The following is a 19,808-nucleotide window of genomic DNA, read 5'->3' on the forward strand; positions in this document are numbered from 1 at the left end:
ACCAAGAAAGGCTGCGATCACGGCCAGTGCGGCGCATGCACCGTGCACGTCAACGGCCGTCGGGTGAACGCTTGCCTGAGCCTGGCGCTGATGCACGAAGGCGACGAGATCACCACGGTCGAAGGGCTGGGCACGCCTGATGAGCTGCATCCGATGCAAGCGGCCTTCCTGGAACACGATGCCTACCAGTGCGGCTACTGCACCTCGGGCCAGATCATGTCAGCGGTGGCCCTGGCCAACGAACCCTACGGCAGCTCGGATGCCGAGATCAAGGAGGCCATGAGCGGCAACATCTGCCGCTGCGGTGCGTACTCCAACATTCTCGCCGCTATCCAGCAAACCCGCAAAGCCTGAGGCCCGGACCATGCAGACCTTCACTTTCAATCGCGCCAGCAGCGCGGACCAGGCCATTGCCCTGGCCGCCGATGCGCAGGTACGTTTCATCGCCGGCGGCACCACCCTCACCGACCTCATGAAGCTGGGTGTCGAACACCCCGCTCGCGTCGTGGACATCAACCGCCTGCCCCTGGCCGAGGTTTTGCCCAATCCGGACGGCAGCCTGAGCATCGGCGCGCTCGTACGCAACAGCGACCTGGCCAACCACCTCAACGTCAAGCAAGACTATCCGGTTCTGTCCCAGGCGCTGCTGTCGGGCGCGTCGGCACAGCTGCGCAACATGGCCACCACCGGTGGCAACCTGTTGCAACGCACCCGCTGCATGTACTTTCGCGACAACCTCAGCCCGTGCAACAAGCGCGAGCCCGGCAGTGGCTGTTCCGCCATCGACGGCAACAACCGCACGCTGGCGATCTTTGGCACCAGCGACCGGTGCATTGCGACCAATCCGTCGGACATGAACGTCGCGCTGACGGCTCTGGAAGCGCAGATCCATATCAAAGGCAGTGGCGGCGAGCGCATCGTGCCCATCGGTGACTTCTTCCTGCAACCAGGCCAGACGCCAGAACGGGAAACCGTTCTTCAGGCGGGCGACCTGATTACTCAGGTGACATTACCCAAGCCCATGGCCAACGCCCGTTCCGCTTATCTGAAGCTGCGCGACCGCGCCTCCTACGAGTTCGCCCTGGTCTCCGCTGCCGTGGTGTTGCAGATCGAAGACGGACGCGTGCGTCAGGCCCGTGTCGTACTGGGCGGCGTCGGCACCGTGCCGTGGCGTGCGCTGGAGGCCGAACAAGCGCTGGTCGGCGCGCCAGCCAGCGAAGCGACCTGGCAGGCCGCCGCCGAAGCGGCTGTGCGCAATGCCAAGCCGCAAAGCGAGAACGGCTTCAAGATCGAACTGGCCAAACGCTGCGTCGCCCACGCCCTGGCCACCGTGGCCCAAACCGTCTGATTCCGGAGATTTCCATGGCACAGCCATCCAAGACCCTTACCGACGCGGTCATCGGACACGGTTTCGCCCGTGTCGAGGGGCCCAAGAAAGTCAGCGGCCTGGCCCGCTATACCTCCGACCACAACTTCCCCGGCCTGCTTTACGCCGTGCCGGTCACCGCCACCATCGCCTGCGGCAAGATCACCGCGCTGGACGCCACTGCTGCCCTGCGTATGCCCGGTGTCATCCAGGTGTTCGCCCGTGACAGCTTCAAGGGCCAGCTGTTTCGCAAGCAGGCCGATACCGGCAAGACCGACGAAGCCCGTCCGCCCCTGAGCGACGATCGCATCAGCTATTACGGCCAGTACGTGGCGCTGGTGGTGGCCAATACCTACGAGCAGGCGGTAGCCGCTGCTGCTCAGGTGAAGGTCGCTTATGCCGCTGAAAAGCCCAATGTCGACATGCACCTTAGCGCTGAGGAAGACGAAGAAGTCGATACCGAGCGCGGGGACGTCAATTCGGCCTTCGACGCCGCTGCAGTAAAGATCGACAAGGTCTACACAACGCCAGTGCACACGCATAACCCGATCGAACTGCACGCCACCGTGGCCCTGTGGGACGGCAACGATTTCACGCTCTACGAAACCAGTCAGGCGATCATGAACCACCGCACGGTCATGGCGCAGATGCTGGGTGTGGCCCCTGAGCAGGTTCGGGTCATCACCGAATACCTGGGCTCGGGCTTCGGCGGCAAACTGTGGCCGTGGAGCCATTCGCTGCTGGCAGCCGCCGCCGCGCGTCAACTGGGCAAGCCGATCAAGCTGGTAGTGGATCGGCGCATGATGTTCCAGACCGTGGGCCACCGCACCAATACCCAACAGCGGATTCGGCTGGGTGCCGATGCCCAGGGCAAGTTGACCTGCGTGCGCCAAGACTATCTGTTCCACAATGCGCGTCTGGACACCTACAAGGAGAACTGCGGCGAGGCCACCGGCTTCCTCTACAGCACGCCCAACCTGCGCGCGGCCTGGTCGTTCGCCCGCCGCGACATCGCACCACCGACTTCCATGCGCGGGCCAGGCGCCGTGCCGGGGCTATATGCGCTGGAATCGGGGATGAACGAGCTGGCTGTAGCGCTCAACATGGACCCGGTGCAGCTGCGCCTGATCAACCAGCCTGATCACGATGAAAGCACCGACCAGCCTTTCTCGTCCCGGCATCTGGTGGAATGCCTGACCACCGGCGCCGAGCGTTTCGGCTGGGAAAAACGCGATCCGACGCCGGGCATCATGCGCAACGCCGAAGGCCATGCGCTGGGCTGGGGCATGGCTGCCTGCTCGTGGATGGCCAAGGCCCTGCCTGCCGAAGTGGCCGTGCAACTCACCGCCGACGGCCGTGCTCGGGTCAGCAGCGGCACCCAGGACATCGGCACCGGTACCTACACGGTCGTGGCGCAGATGGTGGCGCAACTGACCGGTCTGCCACTGACGAAAATCGATGTGGTACTCGGTGATACCAGCTTGCCGCCAGGGCCTATGTCCGGTGGTTCGATGGCGACCGGTTCAATGGTCCCTGCGGTGCAGGAAGCGACGCGCGAAGCGATCAATGCCGCACTGAAGATGGCGTTGGAAGCCCACCCGGACTTTGCTGGCAAGACCGTCGAGGCCCTGGCATTCACCGACATGCGCGTGCATATGAAGGGTCAACCTGCAGCCAGCGGCGTGTTGGTGAGTGAACTGCTGGGCAATGCCGGACTGAGCCATGTCAGTGGGTCGGGCAAAGGCGCAGGCAGTGCCGAGGCCGAGAAGAAGGTGTCGATGCATTCCTATGGCGCGCATTTTGTCGAGGTTGTGTGGCAGCCAGAGATCGCCCGATTGAAGATCAATCGGGTGGTGACGGTGATCGATGCTGGTACCGTGATCAACACCCGTACGGGGCGCAACCAGATCGAAGGCGCGATCATCATGGGGGTCGGGATGGCGTTGTTTGAGGAGACCGAGTACGACCACGTCAGTGGGGCTCCGCTGAACAGCAATCTGGCTGACTACATCATGACGACCCATGCCGACGCGCCTGAGGTGGATATCACCTTCCTTGACTACCCGGACACTGCGCTTAATCCGCTGGGTGCGCGGGGGATTGGTGAGATTGGCCTGGCTGGGCTGGCTGCTGCTGTAACCGATGCCGTTCGCCATGCGACCGGGGTGCAGGTGCGGGATCTGCCAGTGCGAATCGAGGACCTGCTGGCTGCGCCTGTGAGCAAATAGACCGCGGCGCGCCCATCGCGGGTAGAACCCGCTCCCACAGGGACGGGGTAGCCCTGCTCCCACACGCATGCACCAAACCCGCCCCACCCCTGTGGGAGCGGGTTCTACCCGCGATTGGCCACCCCGCCCACTGCAAACCTCACCCCACCCAGACATAATTTCTTACATCATATTGAAACTTGTCAGGTCATACGACATCCTAACTCATGCTTGAATAGCCCCAGCTCCATTCACAAAAACAACAAAGGGAATTCACCCATGACGAGTACCCACTCGATCGAAAAAAAGGCGGCCGCCCCTGCTTCGCGTATGTCGAAGCTGGCGAAGATCCTCGGGCCCGGCATCATTGCCGTGCTTTCGTGGCTCGGCGCGGGCGACCTGATCACCTCCTCCGTAGCCGGTGCCAACTACGGCTACGCCATGATGTGGGTACTGGCAGTGTCACTACTGCTGCGTTTCCTCATCGTCAACATCATTGCCCGCTTCCAACTGTGCAACACCCAGGGGATGACCATCCTGCAGGGTTATGCGCAACTGCATCCATTCTTCGCCTGGTTCATGCTTGGCTACGCGCTGATCATGGGTCACCTGACCAACGCCTACATGATCAAAGGCGCCGGTGAAGCCCTGGCCACCCTGCTGCATGTGCCCTACCCGCTGCTGGCTTCATTCGCCGTGGTGCTTGGGGTGTGGCTGCTGGTAGGTCGCAATATCTACAGCCTGATCGAAGGTGTGATGAAAGGCCTGCTGGCGCTCATGACCCTGGCGTTCATGGCCCTGGCTATCATGTCCAAGCCCGATGTCGGTGGCATTCTGGCCGGCACCATCGGTTTCAGCATTCCCCCGGACGAAGGTGTGCACGGCGCGCTGCTGGTGGCGGTATCGGTGATCGGTGCGGTGGCAGGTTCCATTGCCAACTTCGTGCACCCGTATGTGATGCGCCAGAAGGGCTGGGTAGGCCCCGAACACAAGCGCATCCAGCGTAACGACCTGCTGTTTGCCGTGTTCGTCGGCATCATCATCAACCTGGCCATCTGGGTAGTGGGCGCCGAAATCCTGCGACCCAACGGCATTGAAGTGAAGACGCTGGACGACCTCGGCGCCGCCCTGCAGATGTTCTTCGGTACCGGCGGTTGGTTGATCTTCTTCGTAGGTGTGTTCGCCACGCTGTTCGCCAGCATCGCCGGCAAGACCACGGCTTTCCCAATGCTGATCACCGATGCGTTCCAGCACATCCGTCCGGAACGCCGCGAGCGTTATGGCAAGGAGTTCCATCATGACCCCATGCACAAATGGTTCATGCTGTTCATCCTGGTCACTCCGCTGGTGTGGTCGCTGCCAGGCATGCCTGACTTCGTCACCCTGACCATCGCAGTGAACGCATTGAACATCGTCGGCCTGCCAGTGATTTCCCTGGGTCTGCTGATCATGTCCAACCAGAAGAAGCTGCTTGGCAAGTACCGCAACAACTGGTTCGAGAACATTGCTCTGGGTTTCGCCACCTTGCTTGCAGTGTGGGTCGCCTTCCAGCTGGGGGCACAACTGCTGAGCTGATTTGCAGGATACGGGCTCGGTGGTGAACGGCCCTCTCACCCCGACCCCTCTCCTCTTGGGGAGGTAGCAGCAACGAGAGGGCCATACCCCAGCGCTACAAGGCGCGTCGTATCACTTCCTCGAGTTCTTTCTGCGTGGCGTAGCGTGGGCTAGTGATGCCGCAGGCATCCTGCAAGGCATTGCTGGCCAGCATCGGCACGTCCCGATGGGTAATCCCCAACTCTCCCAAGCCCAGCGGCAACCCGATGATCCGCCCCAACTGCGCCATGGCCCGGCAGGCCATCAGGGCAGCCTCGTCAGGCGACTTGCCATGCACTGGCACCCGCAATGCCTGGGCGATATCGAGCAGCCGATCCGGCCCCAACACCGCGTTGAAGCGCTGCAGATGCGGTAGCACAAGCCCGCTGCCCAACCCCATCGGTACCCCATGAAGGGACGTCAATTGGCGTGCAACGGCATTGGCATAGCCCAGGCATGCATTGTTCTGGGCCATGCCGGTCAGCACTTGGGCGTAGGCCAGATTTTCTCGTGCAGCCGGGTCACGCCCGCGGGATACAGCGTGGGCCAGGTTATCGCCCAGCAGCTCTATGGCCTTGAGCGCGCAGGCATCGGTCAGTGGAGTAGCCGCAGTGGAGAGATAAGCTTCAACGGCATGACTCAAGGTGTTCATGCCCGACTCGGCGGTCACTTCCGGGCTCAGGGCGAGCATCAGGGTCGGGTCACTGATGCTGATCGCGGGGGCCAGATTGCGGTCCACCACCGCCAGGTGCACGGATCGATGCGGCCGGGCGATCAGACAAAAATGACTGACATGGCTACCACTGCCCCCTGACACATTGATGCACACCAATGCCATTCCTGCGCGCAGGGAGACATCGACGCCCTCATAGGCATCGATGCGACCGCCGTTGGTGGCACACAGGGAAATGCCTTTGGCGCAGTCGTGAGCGTTGTCCCCGCCCAATGAGACCAGTAGATCGCACCCCTGGCGCTTCGCCAGAAGCAGGCCGCGCTGGACCGTTTCGACGCTGGGCATGGTGTCGGCGCATTCATACAGCACCGAGTCGATGCTCTGGCCGCGCAACGCCCAACCGACCTTTTCGCTCAGGCCCGCCTTGATCGAGGCGCGATCAGTGACCAATAACGCCCGACGCACTCCCAGGCGCCCCACAGCCGGCATGGCCCCGTGCAAGGCATCCACACCCAGGTAGTTGGCTGAAGTGCTGGAGAAGCAACGCATCGGGGCATCCTTACCGGGGACACGACGTGTCCGGGACCTGCCGCACCCTGTGGCGCGGCAGTTCAAGATTAGTTGATGGCCGCCGGGCCGGCTGGCTGGTTGCGCATGACCGCTCGTCGGCGGCAAGGCACCACCGATGGGTTTTCCCAGCCCAATTCATGAAGCGTTCAAGAACAAGGAGAGCACCATGAAAAACGTACGCATCACCACCCTGCTTCTCAGCGGCCTGCTGGCCAGCGCTGCCCTGCCCGCACTGGCGGATAACAGCACTGGCCCGACCAATCCTGGCCAAGGCACTGCGCCTTCTTCGGTCGGTGTTCCAACCGGCACCGGCACCAACCTCCCCAATGGCAATACCGACGGTTCGGCAACGCCACGAGATGGCACTAGCACTCAGATCAAGCCGCAGAACACGGGCAACCCTGAGGGCAGTTCCATGGGTGGGGCAGTGACCAAGCCCGACGCCGGCAGCCACGACATGGGCGACGGTACCGGCTCCGAAGGCGGCGCGAAAAAATAACCTGTACAGGAGACGGTCATGACTGCACATACCCCCGCGCCAAACGAGGATACGCCACGCCAACCACAGGATCAGGACGCCGGACGTAACGATCCTGCGATCGATCCGGACGGCAACAAGGACGTAGGTACAGGCAACCACGGCAACGATGCCGACGGCAACAGCTACAGTCCGGACATCGAGCCCGAATCAGAGGCTGATCGCAATCGGCGGCTGGAACAGGAAGAGACCGACGCAGATATCGACACCGACGGCGGCTAGTCCACGGGGCCGTCGCCTGTGGCGGCGGCCGCCTGTTTCATCGGCTGATACGGCTGCGCTCGTTGCGCACGTCGAACGTCAATTGCTGCGCCACTGCAGCACTGATCAAACCCTGCACGCGGAATGCTTCCACTCTCCCCATGATTTCTGCGGCGGCCTTGTCCAGGTCTCTGGATGCCGAGTTATGCAGGCTACGGATCTGCTGCGCGATCACCCTGCTGACCTGATTGGTTTGCTCCACCGTTTGAGAAGCGGCGTCATTCAACATCTACAGATCTCCCTTCTGGCGTTCGCTATGGGAAGACAGCGCCGTTCTCACACATCCCATTTCAAGTAGATGTTTACCTCGGGTGGCCGCTGGTGCGCAATAGCCACTATCGATTCTGACCCCTCGCCAGGCCTTTTCCCGATCAACGTAGCAAGTGCCGGGGCCAACGGCCGACCGACCCCAAACCTTTCAATATGTTCCCGTCACGGATGTACGGGAGGCATATAGGTCAGCGTCGTCCCCAGTGCCCAGAGCAGCACGAGCACCAGTGGCGTATGCACCAATAGCTGAACGAAGGAAAAGCCGATCAGGTCTCGCGCCTTGAGGCCCAGCACGCCGAGCAGCGGCAGCATGTAGAACGGATTGATCAGGTTGGGCAACGCCTCCGCGGCATTGTAGATCTGCACGGCCCATCCCAGGTGATACTGCAGGTCATTGGCCACCTGCATGACATAAGGCGCCTCAATGATCCACTTGCCCCCGCCTGAAGGAATGAAGAACCCCAGCACGGCGGAATAGACGCCCATCAGCAGCGCATAGGTGTCGTGAGAGGCGATCTGCACGAAGAACGTTGAAATATGGTGCGCCAGTGTCTGGGCGTCGCCGCCTTTGACCGTGGTCATGATGGCCGCAATGGAGCCGTAGAGGGGAAACTGGATGAGCACGCCCGTGGTGGTCGGCACCGCCCGGGCAACCGCGTCGAGGAAGCTGCGTGGTCGCCAGTGCAGCAGCAGGCCCAACATGATGAACAGAAAGTTATAGGTGTTGAGCCCGGAAATCGCCGTGATCGCAGGCTTCGTGGAGAATTCGTGAAACAACCAGCCAGCCGCCAGCAAGACCAGCACCACGGTGATCAGCGGGCTGTACTCCAACCACTCGCCCGGACGGCTGCGCTGGGTGATCGGTGGCAGGTTGAAGGCGGGATCTACGCCACAGGCCTGAGCGTCGCGCGCCGAGTTGGGGCCGGGCGCAGTGGCGTAGGCCACTACCAGCGACACGATCACCAGAGCGAGCAAAAGCACGCCTGACTGCCATAGGAAAATGGTTTCGGTAAACGGAATCACACCGGTGATGGACAGTATCGAGGGCGGCAGACTGGCCGGATTGGCCTGCAGCTGCGCCGCCGAGGACGACAACCCCAACGCCCATACAGCGCCCAGGCCCAGGTACGCAGCGGCACCGGCGGCGCGGTAGTCCATGCGCAGATCGGTGCGGCGGGCCAATGCGCGCACCAGCAGACCGCCGAATACCAGTGACAGGCCCCAGTTGAGCAGCGAGGCGACCATGGAAATCAGCGCGACCCAGGCCACTGCCGAGCGGCCATTGCGCGGGATACGCGCCAGGCGGTCGATGAGTTTGACCGCCGGCGGCGAGCTGGCGACCACGTAGCCGCCGATGACCACGAAGGCCATCTGCATGGTGAACGGGATCAAGCTCCAGAAGCCATCGCCGAACGCGGTGGCGGTGGCCGTTGGGGATGCCCCGATGGCCAGGGCGCCGATAGCCACCACCAGCACCGCGACGGCGGCGAATACGTAGGAATCCGGGAACCAGCGTTCAGCCCAGTTGGAGCAATGCAAGGCGAAGCGGGCGTAACGGCTCTCTTCGAGTTGAGTGGACATGAGGGACGCCTATTGTTGTTGTCGTTATGGGAGTGTGTTCTCGGCTGCCTGCCGCGAGACGCGATCCTGGTAGGAGCGGCGTACAGCCGCGAACGCCGCGCCGCAGTCTCTACGAATGAAACACCATCTCCGGCACCTCATCGGGCACTACCAATTTGCCCGCCGTCTTGGCGATGATTTCCTCCACGCTGACGCCCGGCGCTCGCTCCTTGAGCACGAAGGCGCCATCGGTGATCTCCAGATAGGCAAGGTCGGTCAGCACCTTGCGAATGCAGCCCGCGCCGGTCAACGGCAAGCTGCACTGGGGCAGCAGCTTGGATTCACCGTCTTTCGAGGCGTGGGTCATGGTGACGATAATGTTCTCCGCCCCTGCCACGAGATCCATCGCCCCGCCCATGCCCTTGATCAGCTTGCCGGGGATCATCCAGGAAGCGATGTTGCCGTGCACGTCCACCTCAAAGGCGCCGAGCACGGTCAGATCGACATGCCCACCGCGGATCATGGCGAACGAGTCGGCCGAGTTGAAGATCGACGCACCCTTGCGCGCCGTCACGGTCTGCTTGCCGGCATTGATCATGTCGGCATCCACCGTCTGCTCGGTAGGAAACTCGCCCATGCCCAGCAATCCATTTTCCGACTGCAGCATTACGTCGATGCCATCCGGTACATAGTTGGCCACCAGGGTAGGAATACCGATGCCCAGGTTGACGTAGAAACCGTCCTGCAGCTCGCGCGCCACGCGCTGAGCCATTTGTTCGCGGGTAAGTGCCATGTTCGAAACCTCTTGTTCTTGTCAGGTCAGGCCTTGAGGGTGCGTTTCTCGATACGTTTTTCGAACGTGCCCAGCACCACTCGATCGACGAAGATGCCCGGCGTATGGATCTGCGAAGGCTCAAGCTGCCCCGGCTCGACGATTTCCTCGACCTCGACCACCGTGATTCTGCCGGCGGTAGCGGCCAATGGATTGAAGTTCTGCGCGGTATGGCGGTAGACGACGTTGCCGAAATGGTCGGCCTTCCAGCCCTTTACGATGGCGAAGTCGCCGGTAATGGCCTGTTCGAGGATGTAATGGCGGCCGTTGAACTCACGAACCTCTTTGCCTTCGGCCACGGGCGTGCCGTAGCCGGTGGCCGTGAAGAAGGCCGGGATTCCGGCGCCGCCGGCGCGCATTTTCTCGGCCAGGGTGCCTTGAGGGGTAAGCTCCACGTCCAGTTCGCCGTCGAGCAACTGGCGTTCGAACAGGGCGTTCTCGCCCACGTAGGAGGCAATCATCTTGCGGATCTGGCGGTCCTCGAGCAGTACGCCCAGACCAAAACCGTCGACGCCGCAATTGTTGGAAACCACAGTCAGGCCCCGCACACCGCGCCGCTTGATCTCGGCAATGAGGTTTTCCGGGATGCCGCACAGGCCGAAACCGCCGGCCAGGATGGTCATGTCATCGGTCAAGCCTTCGAGGGCCTGTTCGTAGGTAGCAACTCGTTTGTCGAGTCCGGCCATGTCGATCCGCCTTTTTGTATTGTTGTTGGGCGACAACCGCAGCTGTCGAGGAGCGTTGGGACCCATCTTCTCCCTGTGGGAGTAATTTGTTAATTTTGTTTTTCAGATGGATTGATAGGGTTCCCAAATCAATGAACGTCAAACAATTGCGCGCTTTCCTGGCCGTAGCCCAGGCGCTGAGCTTCGCCCAGGCCGGCGAGCGCCTGCACCTCTCGCAGCCAGCCTTGAGTCTGACGATCAAGAGTCTAGAAGAAGACCTGGGTGGCGCCCTGCTGACTCGCACCACGCGCAGCGTCAGCCTGACGCCGGAGGGTGAGGCGCTACTGCCTCTGGCACGACGCCTGCTGGCGGATTGGGACAACACCGAAGAGCTGTTGCGCCAGCATTTCACCCTGCAACTGGGCAAGGTCTCGGTGGCCGCGATGCCTTCGTTCGCCGGCAACGTGTTGCCTGGCGCCCTGAAGTTGTTCCGCGATCGCTACCCTCGGGTGAATGTGGCGGTGCACGATGTGGTCAATGAACAAGTACTCGAAATGGTCCGCCACCGGCGCGTGGAGCTGGGCATCGGCTTCGAACCCGGGTCCACCCGCTCGCTGGAATTCATCCCTTTCTATACCGACCGCTTCGTGGCGGTCGTGCCAGCCGAATCACCTCTGGCCGATCAGCCCGTGGTGACCTGGGACGAGTTGCTGCGCGAGGACTTCATCGCGCTGCAACGGCCCTCGGCGGTCCGTTTGCTGCTCGAGCAGGATATTCGCCAGCAACACGGCCAGCTCGCCGTGGCCTTTGAAAGCCACCAGCTGAGCACCGTTGGCCGCATGGTCGCCCACGGCCTGGGGGTCAGTGCCGTGCCGTCGCTGTGCATCGGCCAGATGCGCGAGCTCGGGGCGCGCTGCATTCCGCTGGAGGCCCCGCAGATCGAACGCCGCATCGGCCTGATGCGCCTGAGCGACCACAAGCTGTCTGCCGCGGCGCAGGCGCTGATGGAGGTACTGATAGAACATTCCCGGATAACGCCCCGGTTGCAAGGCACAGCCGATGGCCACTTGAACCTCGCCAAGCAACCAGTGCCCAAAACCTGAAACCCAGACACTCGACAGAACAGGAGCGACCCTGATGACGACCCTCAAGCTTGCTGATGCAACGGTCCCGCGGATCGGCCAAGGTACCTGGCGCATGGGCGAAGACCCCAGCCGCGAAAAACAGGAAGTGGCCGCCTTGCGCCAAGGCATCGACCTGGGCCTGACCCTGCTCGACACTGCGGAGATGTACGGCGAAGGCGGCGCCGAACTGATCGTTGGGCAGGCCATTGCCGGCCAGCGCGACAAGGTGGTGCTGGTCAGCAAGGTTTACCCGCACAACGCCAGCCGCAGCGGCGTGGCGGCCGCGTGCGAGCGCAGCCTGCGGCGTATGGGTACCGAGCATATCGACCTTTACCTGCTGCACTGGCGCGGACAGTATCCGCTGGCCGAGACCGTGGAGGCGTTCGAAAAGCTACAGGCCGAGGGCAAGATCGGCCGCTGGGGCGTGTCCAACTTCGATGTCGACGACTTGCAGGAGCTCGACGACACTCGCTGCGCGACCAACCAGGTGTTGTACAACCCGGAGGAGCGCGGTATCGAGTTCGACCTGCTGCCGTGGTGCGAGCGGGCCGGGATGCCGGTGATGGCGTATTGTCCGATCGCCCAGGGCGGACACCTGCTCAACCATCCCACGCTGCGGCAGATAGCCCAGCGTCACCAGATAACCCCGGCCCAGGCCTGCCTGGCCTGGGTATTGCGCCAGCCGGGGGTCATTGCCATTCCCAAGGCGGTGAATCCCGAGCATGTACGCTTGAATGCCCAGGCGTTGGAAGTGCGGCTCACCGAGCAGGACCTGCGCGAAATGGACCAGGCCTACCCGGCGCCCACCCGCAAGCAGCGCTTGAACATGGTTTGAGGGGTGTCAACACGGCCCCCATCGCGGGCAGAGCCCGCTCCCACAGGGTGAACTCCGCCACCCCCCATGCCCCTGTGGGAGCGGGCTCTGCCCGCGATGAGGCCTTCACCCCCAACACACAATCCCGCCCCTACCAATGCCCCCCTCCCCCCACAAATCCCCTGTGGGAGCGGGCTCTGCCCGCGATGAGGCCATCACTGTCACCCAAGATCCGGAACATTAATTGCTAGCAATACCCCACTCAAAGCTAGCAAAAGGTTCGCCCACCTATGTCCGCCCTCTCCCGCCATGGCGTCATCACCACCCCACACCCTGACGCCAGTGCTGCCGGCCTGCGCATTCTGCAGGCGGGCGGCAGCGCCATCGATGCCATGATCGCCGCCAGCGCTACCCTCACTGCGGTCTACCCGCACATGACCGGCCTGGGCGGCGATGCCCTATGGCTGCTCCACGACGGACGCGTACGCACCATCATGGGGATCGGCCAAGCCGGCCAGCACCTACCCGAAGGGGGCCGCATCGAATTGCGCGGCCCTGCCAGCATCGCTACCACTGCAGGCGCAGTTGCAAGTTGGCAGACCGCCTTGCAGATCAGCAGCCGTGACTGGGGCTCGCGCTTCACCGCAGCGGACCTGCTCGCCGATGCCCAGCACCATGCTCGCCAAGGGGTCGAGGTTTCTACGTCGCAACTGTTCTGGCAAGGCCATCGCAAGGCGCTGATCGAAACCCTGCCGGGCCTGCATGACCTGTGCAAATCCAATGGCCGCTGGCTGGCAGCGGGCGACACGCTGTATCAAACGCGCCTGGCCGACACCTTCGAGCATCTTGCGCGCCACGGCTTCAGCGATTTCTATCACGGCGAACTGGCCGCAGCCTTCGCTGATGAGTTCCAGCGACTGGGCTGTGGCCTGCAGGCCCGCGACCTGGCAGCCACGCAGGCGCCGGAAGTCGCGCCCATTTCCGTGCGTTACCGCCAGGGCCGACTGTTCAACATCGCGCCCCCGTGTCAGGGCCTGTACACGCTGCAGGCCATGCACGCCCTGAACGCTTGCGATGTGGCCGCGTGCGGCAACGGCACCGCTGCCTACTACCACCTGCTCGTGGAAGCGATCAAACAGGGGCTGCTGCAGCGCAACCTCGAACTGCACGACCCCGCCTGCTCCGACTGGGATTTCGCCGCCAGCCTGGACATCCCGCGCCCCCTGGACCCGAGCAAGGCAAGCCCATGGAACGAAGTGGGTCGCCCCGCAGACACGGCCTGGATGGCCGCCACCGACCGTGAGGGGCGTACCGCCTGCCTGATCCAGAGCCTGTTCCACGACTTCGGCTCCGGAGTGATGATGGGCGACACCGGTGTGCTGTGGCAGAACCGTGCTGCCGGATTCTCCCCCGTTGCTGGCCATCCCAACGTCTGGGCGCCGGGCAAACGGCCCGCGCATACGCTCAACCCATCCTGTTACCTGGCCGATGACGGCAGCCAGATGTTCTTCGGCACCCAAGGCGGCGATGGTCAGCCTCAGACCCAGATGGTATTGGCCACCCAGTTGATCGACTTCCAGCAACCGCTGGACCTCGCCCTGCGCCAGCCACGCTTCCTGCTGGGGCGCAGCTTCTTCGATGGCACCGACAATCTCAAGGTCGAAGCGGACATCGGCGGGGCGGTGGCGCAAGGGTTATCGGCCTTGGGCCATGACGTGGAAATCATCCACGAGCTGAATCCTTTCACCGGCCAGGCCGGGGGCATCTGCATCGATACCGCCGGTATCTGCCATGCCGCGCATGACCCTCGCGGTCAAGGCCTTGCGCTGGGCGTCGCCGACTGAGCCGGCAACGTTTGCCCGCCACGCGGGCCTGGCGGATAATGCCCGCCTTTCGCCCCGCTGCAACGCTGCCATAGAGGACACGATGGGTTCCAAGACCGTCACCGCCAAGCAACTCGAAGTCCAGCGCATCGTCGATGTGCTGTCCAAGGCTATCGCCCAGCATCGCTTGCGGCCGGGCACGCGGTTGATCGAGGCGCAGATCGTAGAAACCCTGCAGGCCAACCGCAATCACGTACAGGTGGCGTTGCAGCGCCTGGCCATGCAGCGCATCGTCAATATCGAGCCCAACCGCGGCGCCATGGTCTCGCAACCCAGCGCCCAGGAAGCTCGGGATGTGTTCACCGCACGCCGCGCCATCGAACGCGCGATCGTCGAGAGCATCGGTGCCGACACCATCAGCCGACAAGGCGAGCGCATCAACCGGCACATGGACAACGAACGCAAGGCCACCAACGCCACCGACCGCCGCGCCATCGTTCGTGAACTCAGCGAGTTTCATCTGCTGTTGGGCGAGCTGAGCGGCAATACCGTGTTGAGTGAAATCCTGCAGAACCTGATGGTGCGCAGCTCGCTGATCGTGGCCTTGTATCAGCGCAATGACGTGCCTTCGTGCGCCTCCGACGAGCACCAGCAGATCATCAGCGCACTGGCCGAAGGCGATCGGGAAAAAGCCGTGGCGGTGATGCTGGAGCATCTGGATGAGCTGGAGGCGCAACTGGCGCTGGAGGAGCAGCCGGTGCGGGAGGTGAATTTGAAGGAGGCGTTGGCGGGGCTTTGATGGTGGATGGTCCCCTCACCCCAGCCCTCTCCCTGAGGGAGAGGGAGCTAGAGCGGATCGCGGTGGACCGGCTAACGGTGATCGGCTCCCTCTCCCCAAGGGAGAGGGCTGGGGTGAGGGGACCATCCACCGCAACCCCCAACAGACCAACCCCCCTACCGCAACACCCTCACCCCACCCCGCTCGAACGTCTGCCGCCCCGCCTTGAACCCCATCCGCGGTGCACACACCTGGGCCACCACCGCCGCCGCATCCGCTGCATCGAACACCACGAAATCCGCTTTGCAGCCCGGCGTCAGGCCGTAATCGCGCAAGCGCAGCAAACGCGCCGACTCCACCGATATCCAGCCCATGCAGCGCAGCAGTTCCTGCGCCGTGCCCAATTGGCTGACATTGGCAAACAGATTGGCCTGGCGCACCAGCGAAGCGTCGCCATACGGCGTGAACGGGTTGCCGATGTTGTTGCTGGACAGCGAGCACGTCACCCCGCATTGATGCAATCGATCCAGCGGCGCCAACCCGCGAGGTTTATTGTGAAATTGCTCGCGGCCCATCAGGAACAGGTCCGTGGACGGCAGGCAGGTGACCTGCACCCCCGCCCTCGCCAGATCGCGGCCCACCGTCAACAATTCCTCCAACGGCAACGCCGAAAGCTTGGTCACGTGGCCAATGGTCACGCGACCGCCCCAGCCATGTTGCTCGGTGCAGCGCACCACCTCACCCACGGTCATGCCCTGGGGATCGAGGTCGAAATCCAGATGAAAATCCAGATCGCGATCGTAGGCGACGGCCAGCTCGAACAGTCGACGAATCTGCGCGCCAGGGTCGCGATCCATGTAGGGGCAACCGCCGAGCACCGTGGCACCCTGCTCCAGTGCGGCGCACAGCAGAGCCTCGGTGCCGGGGTTGTCGAGCAGGCCTTCCTGAGGAAACACGCAAATCTCCAGGGTAAGGGCCCACGCGTAGTCAGCCTGCAGGCGGCGGATGGCCGCGAAGCCCGTCAGGCCTATCTGCGGGTCCAGTTCGACGTGGGTGCGCATATGGGTGGTGCCCTGCACGATAGCCATGTCCAGCACCTTGGCCCCGCGCGCGTACACATCCTGCTCGGTGAACAAGGCCTTGGCGGCGCGGGTCTGGGCAATGGCTTCCTGCAATGTCCCGGCCTGCAAGTGACAGCGCTCCAGAATGCAGGCTTTGTCCAGGTGGATATGGGTTTCGATCAAGCCAGGCAATACCAGGCCGCCCTGCAGGTCGACATCGTGCCAGGGCCCACCACTGCCGCCGGGCTCGACGAAGAAGCCCTGCTCCACCCACAGATCCGCGCCGGTGCCGTTGTGGTAGCGGGTCAGACTCATGCCAACGCTCCTTCGCCCAGATAGGCCGCTTCCAGATCCGGGTCGTCGCGCAACTGCGCGGCGCTGCCCGCCTTGACGATACGACCGTTCTCCAACACATAGGCACGGTCGGCGACCTGCAAGGCAAGGTTGGCCATCTGATCAACCAGCAGCAAGGTCACGCCTTCGTCGCGAAGCGTGGCCAAGGCGTCATAGAGTTCGCCAATCATGGCGGGCGACAAACCCAAGGTAGGCTCGTCCAACAGCAGAATCTTCGGCTTGGCCATCAATCCACGGCCCACGGCAACCATCTGCTGCTCGCCCCCGGAAAGCAGTCCGGCATGGCTGTCGATACGGTCACGCAGCCGCGGGAAACGCTTGAGGATGGCTTCGATCTCGGCGTCGGCATCGAATGCATCGCGACGCGAGTAGCCACCCAGCAGCAGGTTGTCACGCACACTCAACTGGCCGAACACCTGACGACCCTCCGGCACCAGCGCCAGGCCCAGCGCAGCGATGGCACTGGCATCGCTGCGCACGATCTCCTGGTCGTCCAGCAGGATGCTGCCCCCGGCAGCGCCGTGCAGCCCGGCCAGGCATTGCAGGATGCTCGACTTGCCCGCCCCGTTGGCGCCAAGAATGGCCACCAGTTCGCCCGGATTGACCACCAGGTCGACCCCCTCCACCACCGCTGCCGCGCCGTAGTCGATGGTCAGGCCCTTGACGAACAATCGAGCGTCTCGGCTGCCATCCCATTCCAGCGCCCTGGGCGTGGCCTGGTAGCTGGTTCCGCCCAGATAGGCGGCGATCACTTTCGGGTCCTGGCGAACCTGTTGCGGATCACCCCAGGCAATCGGCTTGCCGGCGTCGAGTACCAGAAGCCGCTCGGCCACCGCCATCACCAGCGGCATATCGTGCTCGACCAGAATCACGGTCAGGCCGAAGGCGGCCAGACGCTTGAACAATACCGCCAACCGGTCGGTGTCGACCCGGCCAAGGCCGGCCGCAGGTTCGTCGAGCAACAGCACGGCCGGCTGCCCCGCCAGGGCCCGAGCGATTTCGACCAGACGACGATCGACATGGGGCAATTCATCGGCCAGCAGCGTGACCGAGCCGCGATAGCCCACCAGCGCCAGCAAATCCAGCGCCAGCGTCTTGCGCACGACGTCAGCGCCAGCAAAAGGGGATTCCAGGCGACCGCGCTGCATGGCCACCAGCAGGTTCTCCAGCACCGTCAACTCGCCGAACAGCTGGGTGGTCTGGTAGGTACGGCCGATCCCGGCGCGGGCAATCCGGTACGCCGGCAGGCCCGCCAGCTCGGCACCCAGGCGAATGTGGCCCTGGTCAGGCGCATAGAAGCCGCTGATCAGGTTGAGCACCGTGCTCTTGCCGGCGCCGTTGGGGCCGATGATGGCGGTAATGCTGCCCGGCGTCGCCGTGAAACTCACCCCTTGCGCCGCCTGTACGCCACCAAAGCGAATACCGATATTCTCCACCGCCAGACCACCTGCCTGGGCGTTGGAAAAGAACGCCACGAGGCGCTGCTCATCGGCCTCGGCCGGCGCATGCATGCCAGGGGCCTTGAACCAGCGCCGCGCCAGCGCGCCGAGAACGCCACGCGGCGCTACCCAGAGCACCACCAACAGCAGCGCCGAGAAGATCAGCAGGCGGTACTCGGCGAAGTCCGAGAGCATCTCGGGCAACAGCACGATCAGCAACGCACCCAGCAACGGACCGAACAACATGCCGCTGCCACCGACAATCACTGCCAGCACGAACAGAATCGACTGGCTGAACGGAAAAGACTCAGGGTTGATGAACATCATCAGCGGTGAGACCAGGGAGCCGGCCAAACCGGTCAGCGCCGCCGACAAGGCAAACGCCAGGGTCTTGGTCTGCACCGGATTGAAGCCCAGCGAACGTGCCGCAATTTCAGTGGATTTGACGGCCTGCATGGCCAGCCCCCAACCACTGCCGCGCAGGCGCAGGAAGAACGCCAGCGCGACGATCATCAAGGCCACTGCCATCAACGCCAGCGTCACCGCAGGGTCTAGGCTGCCGTATTCGGGCATGGGCATGCCCATCAAGCCATTGGAGCCACCCGTAAGGTCTCGCCATTCGATCAGGCCATGGTGCACCACGAAGGCGAAGGCAATGGTGATCATCGCCAGGTACGGTCCTTTCACGCGCATCGCCGGAATGGCCAGCAGCGCGCCGACCACGCCATTGACCAGTGCCGCCGCGAGCATGCTTACGCCCAGTGGCCAGCCGGCCAGGGCCAGCAATGCCGAGACGTAGGCGCCCAGCGCGTAGAACGCGATATGGCCGAAGGAAATCTGACCACTGAGGCCAATCAGGATGTTCAGGCCTACGCCCACCACGGTAGCCAGGGCGCACAAGGTGAAGACCAGCAGCGAATAGCTGTCGAGCATGAAGGCCATCACGGCGCACACCACGCCCAGGCCCAGCAACGCCAATGGCGCGACGATGTTGCGCGCAGTACTCATACTTTCACCAATGTCTTGCGGCCGAACAGGCCATCGGGGCGAATGGCCAAGGCAACGATCACCAAGGCGAAGGTAAATATCTGGGTAAATGCCGAGCCGAAATACAGGGTGATCAACGCCTCGGCCAGGCCAAACAGCAGGCCGGCGGTGAAGACGCCTCCCGCGCTGGCGATTCCGCCGAGAATCGCCACGGCGAAGGCCTTGAGACCGAACAGCGTGCCCATGTCCGCGTTGACGCTGAACAGCGGCGCGATCAACAGACCGGCCACAGCGGCGAATACCGTGGATACCGCAAATGCCACCGCCACCACCCGCTTGACTCGAATGCCCATGAGCATGGCCGCGCGCGGATTCTGTACGCAGGCTTCCAGCACCTTGCCCAGACGGGTGTAGCGACGCACCAGAAACAGCGCCAGGGCCACCAGAGCGCCGACCAGCGGAATCAGCAATTGCAGCAGGCCGATGCTGGAACCGCCGATATCGAAGTTGTGGTGAGCCAGGGCGGTGACGAACTGGCGAGGCTCCTTGCCGAAGGTGAACATCACCAGGTTGTCCACCAGAATGCCGCCGGCAACCGTTGCCATGAGCCAGGCCTGGGAGCCGCGTTCATGGAATGGCCGCACCAGGAAGCGCTCGATGACCAAACCGTATACGGCAGCCAGCGCCAGGGTCGCCGGCAGCGCCAGCCACCAGGGCCAGCCCCAGCTGACGCTGAAGCTGTAACCCAGCACAGCGCCCACCATCATGGCGCTGCCCTGGGCGAAGTTGACCGTGCGAGACACCACAAAGGTGATGTGGAACCCCAGGGCCAGCAGCGCATACATGCTGCCCAACCCCAGCCCGGTGAGCAAAGTGGCGGTGATCATGGCTCA

18 protein-coding genes are annotated in these 19,808 nt (G+C 63.3%); 10 read left to right on the forward strand and 8 right to left on the reverse strand.

Going from position 1 to position 19,808, the window contains the following annotated elements; translation table 11 throughout:
- The 4 genes from B3397_RS21420 to B3397_RS21435 form a co-directional block, all read left to right on the forward strand.
- Positions 1 to 354 (forward strand): (2Fe-2S)-binding protein (locus B3397_RS21420; RefSeq protein WP_296253812.1); only part of this gene is annotated, 354 nt, incomplete at its 5' end.
- Between the two features lie 10 nt (positions 355 to 364).
- Positions 365 to 1,348 carry an FAD binding domain-containing protein gene (locus tag B3397_RS21425; protein WP_296253815.1) on the forward strand — a complete coding sequence of 328 codons (984 nt, stop codon included), beginning with the start codon at positions 365 to 367 and terminating at the stop codon, positions 1,346 to 1,348.
- A gap of 14 nt (positions 1,349 to 1,362) precedes the next feature.
- The gene (locus B3397_RS21430) at positions 1,363 to 3,594 is read left to right on the forward strand and encodes a xanthine dehydrogenase family protein molybdopterin-binding subunit (RefSeq protein ID WP_296253819.1); all 2,232 of its coding nucleotides are present in this window, start codon (positions 1,363 to 1,365) and stop codon (positions 3,592 to 3,594) included.
- A 258-nt stretch (positions 3,595 to 3,852) separates the two neighbouring features.
- The gene (locus tag B3397_RS21435) at positions 3,853 to 5,148 is read left to right on the forward strand and encodes an Nramp family divalent metal transporter (protein ID WP_296253822.1); all 1,296 of its coding nucleotides are present in this window, start codon (positions 3,853 to 3,855) and stop codon (positions 5,146 to 5,148) included.
- Positions 5,149 to 5,242: 94 nt separating this feature from the next.
- On the opposite strand, the gene B3397_RS21440 is transcribed toward B3397_RS21435, so the two are convergent.
- Positions 5,243 to 6,388, reverse strand: a complete 1,146-nt coding sequence (locus B3397_RS21440; protein ID WP_296253825.1) for an iron-containing alcohol dehydrogenase — start codon at positions 6,386 to 6,388, stop codon at positions 5,243 to 5,245.
- Positions 6,389 to 6,575: 187 nt separating this feature from the next.
- Between B3397_RS21440 and B3397_RS21445 the strand changes: the two genes are divergently transcribed.
- Both B3397_RS21445 and B3397_RS21450 read left to right on the forward strand, forming a co-directional pair.
- Positions 6,576 to 6,908 carry a hypothetical protein gene (locus tag B3397_RS21445; RefSeq protein WP_296253827.1) on the forward strand — a complete coding sequence of 111 codons (333 nt, stop codon included), beginning with the start codon at positions 6,576 to 6,578 and terminating at the stop codon, positions 6,906 to 6,908.
- A gap of 18 nt (positions 6,909 to 6,926) precedes the next feature.
- On the forward strand, positions 6,927 to 7,169 hold the full coding sequence (locus B3397_RS21450; protein WP_296253829.1) for a hypothetical protein: 243 nt from the start codon (positions 6,927 to 6,929) through the stop codon (positions 7,167 to 7,169).
- Positions 7,170 to 7,206: 37 nt separating this feature from the next.
- Here B3397_RS21450 and B3397_RS21455 read toward each other — a convergent pair whose 3' ends face one another.
- The 4 genes from B3397_RS21455 to B3397_RS21470 all read right to left on the reverse strand — a co-directional run bounded on the left by B3397_RS21455 (position 7,207) and on the right by B3397_RS21470 (position 10,556).
- Positions 7,207 to 7,437 carry a hypothetical protein gene (locus tag B3397_RS21455; protein ID WP_296253830.1) on the reverse strand — a complete coding sequence of 77 codons (231 nt, stop codon included), beginning with the start codon at positions 7,435 to 7,437 and terminating at the stop codon, positions 7,207 to 7,209.
- Between the two features lie 203 nt (positions 7,438 to 7,640).
- Positions 7,641 to 9,059 carry a short-chain fatty acid transporter gene (locus B3397_RS21460; RefSeq protein WP_296253831.1) on the reverse strand — a complete coding sequence of 473 codons (1,419 nt, stop codon included), beginning with the start codon at positions 9,057 to 9,059 and terminating at the stop codon, positions 7,641 to 7,643.
- A gap of 109 nt (positions 9,060 to 9,168) precedes the next feature.
- The gene (locus tag B3397_RS21465) at positions 9,169 to 9,831 is read right to left on the reverse strand and encodes a CoA transferase subunit B (protein ID WP_296253833.1); all 663 of its coding nucleotides are present in this window, start codon (positions 9,829 to 9,831) and stop codon (positions 9,169 to 9,171) included.
- Positions 9,832 to 9,857: 26 nt separating this feature from the next.
- A complete protein-coding gene (locus tag B3397_RS21470; RefSeq protein ID WP_296253835.1) occupies positions 9,858 to 10,556 on the reverse strand; it encodes a CoA transferase subunit A in 699 nt (232 codons plus the stop codon).
- A 131-nt stretch (positions 10,557 to 10,687) separates the two neighbouring features.
- Between B3397_RS21470 and B3397_RS21475 the strand changes: the two genes are divergently transcribed.
- The 4 genes from B3397_RS21475 (at position 10,688) to B3397_RS21490 (ending at position 15,095) form a co-directional block, all read left to right on the forward strand.
- Positions 10,688 to 11,638, forward strand: a complete 951-nt coding sequence (locus B3397_RS21475; protein ID WP_296253837.1) for a LysR family transcriptional regulator — start codon at positions 10,688 to 10,690, stop codon at positions 11,636 to 11,638.
- 34 nt (positions 11,639 to 11,672) lie between these two features.
- Positions 11,673 to 12,494: an aldo/keto reductase gene (locus B3397_RS21480; protein ID WP_296253839.1), complete on the forward strand. Its 822-nt coding sequence runs from the start codon at positions 11,673 to 11,675 to the stop codon at positions 12,492 to 12,494.
- 269 nt (positions 12,495 to 12,763) lie between these two features.
- Positions 12,764 to 14,317, forward strand: coding sequence for a gamma-glutamyltransferase family protein (locus tag B3397_RS21485; RefSeq protein ID WP_296253841.1), 1,554 nt, complete (start codon positions 12,764 to 12,766; stop codon positions 14,315 to 14,317).
- Positions 14,318 to 14,399: 82 nt separating this feature from the next.
- The gene (locus B3397_RS21490; protein ID WP_296253865.1) at positions 14,400 to 15,095 is read left to right on the forward strand and encodes a GntR family transcriptional regulator; all 696 of its coding nucleotides are present in this window, start codon (positions 14,400 to 14,402) and stop codon (positions 15,093 to 15,095) included.
- 155 nt (positions 15,096 to 15,250) lie between these two features.
- Here the strand turns inward: B3397_RS21490 and B3397_RS21495 are convergent, their stop codons facing one another.
- From B3397_RS21495 to B3397_RS21505, 3 genes are read right to left on the reverse strand one after another with little or no spacing between them, the layout of a single operon-like run.
- Entirely contained in the window at positions 15,251 to 16,450 is a 1,200-nt protein-coding gene (locus tag B3397_RS21495) for an amidohydrolase family protein (RefSeq protein ID WP_296253843.1), read from the reverse strand.
- Complete coding sequence (locus B3397_RS21500) at positions 16,447 to 18,936, reverse strand: branched-chain amino acid ABC transporter ATP-binding protein/permease (protein WP_296253845.1); 2,490 nt, start codon at positions 18,934 to 18,936, stop codon at positions 16,447 to 16,449. The genes B3397_RS21495 and B3397_RS21500 overlap by 4 nt, the downstream gene beginning before the upstream one ends.
- Positions 18,933 to 19,802 (reverse strand): branched-chain amino acid ABC transporter permease, encoded by an 870-nt coding sequence (locus B3397_RS21505; RefSeq protein WP_296253846.1) that lies wholly within the window; start codon positions 19,800 to 19,802, stop codon positions 18,933 to 18,935. The genes B3397_RS21500 and B3397_RS21505 overlap by 4 nt, the downstream gene beginning before the upstream one ends.
- Positions 19,803 to 19,808 lie beyond the last annotated feature (6 nt).

Origin of the sequence: Pseudomonas sp. UBA4194 (assembly GCF_002379585.1) — a bacterium.
Classification (GTDB): Bacteria; Pseudomonadota; Gammaproteobacteria; order Pseudomonadales; family Pseudomonadaceae; genus Aquipseudomonas.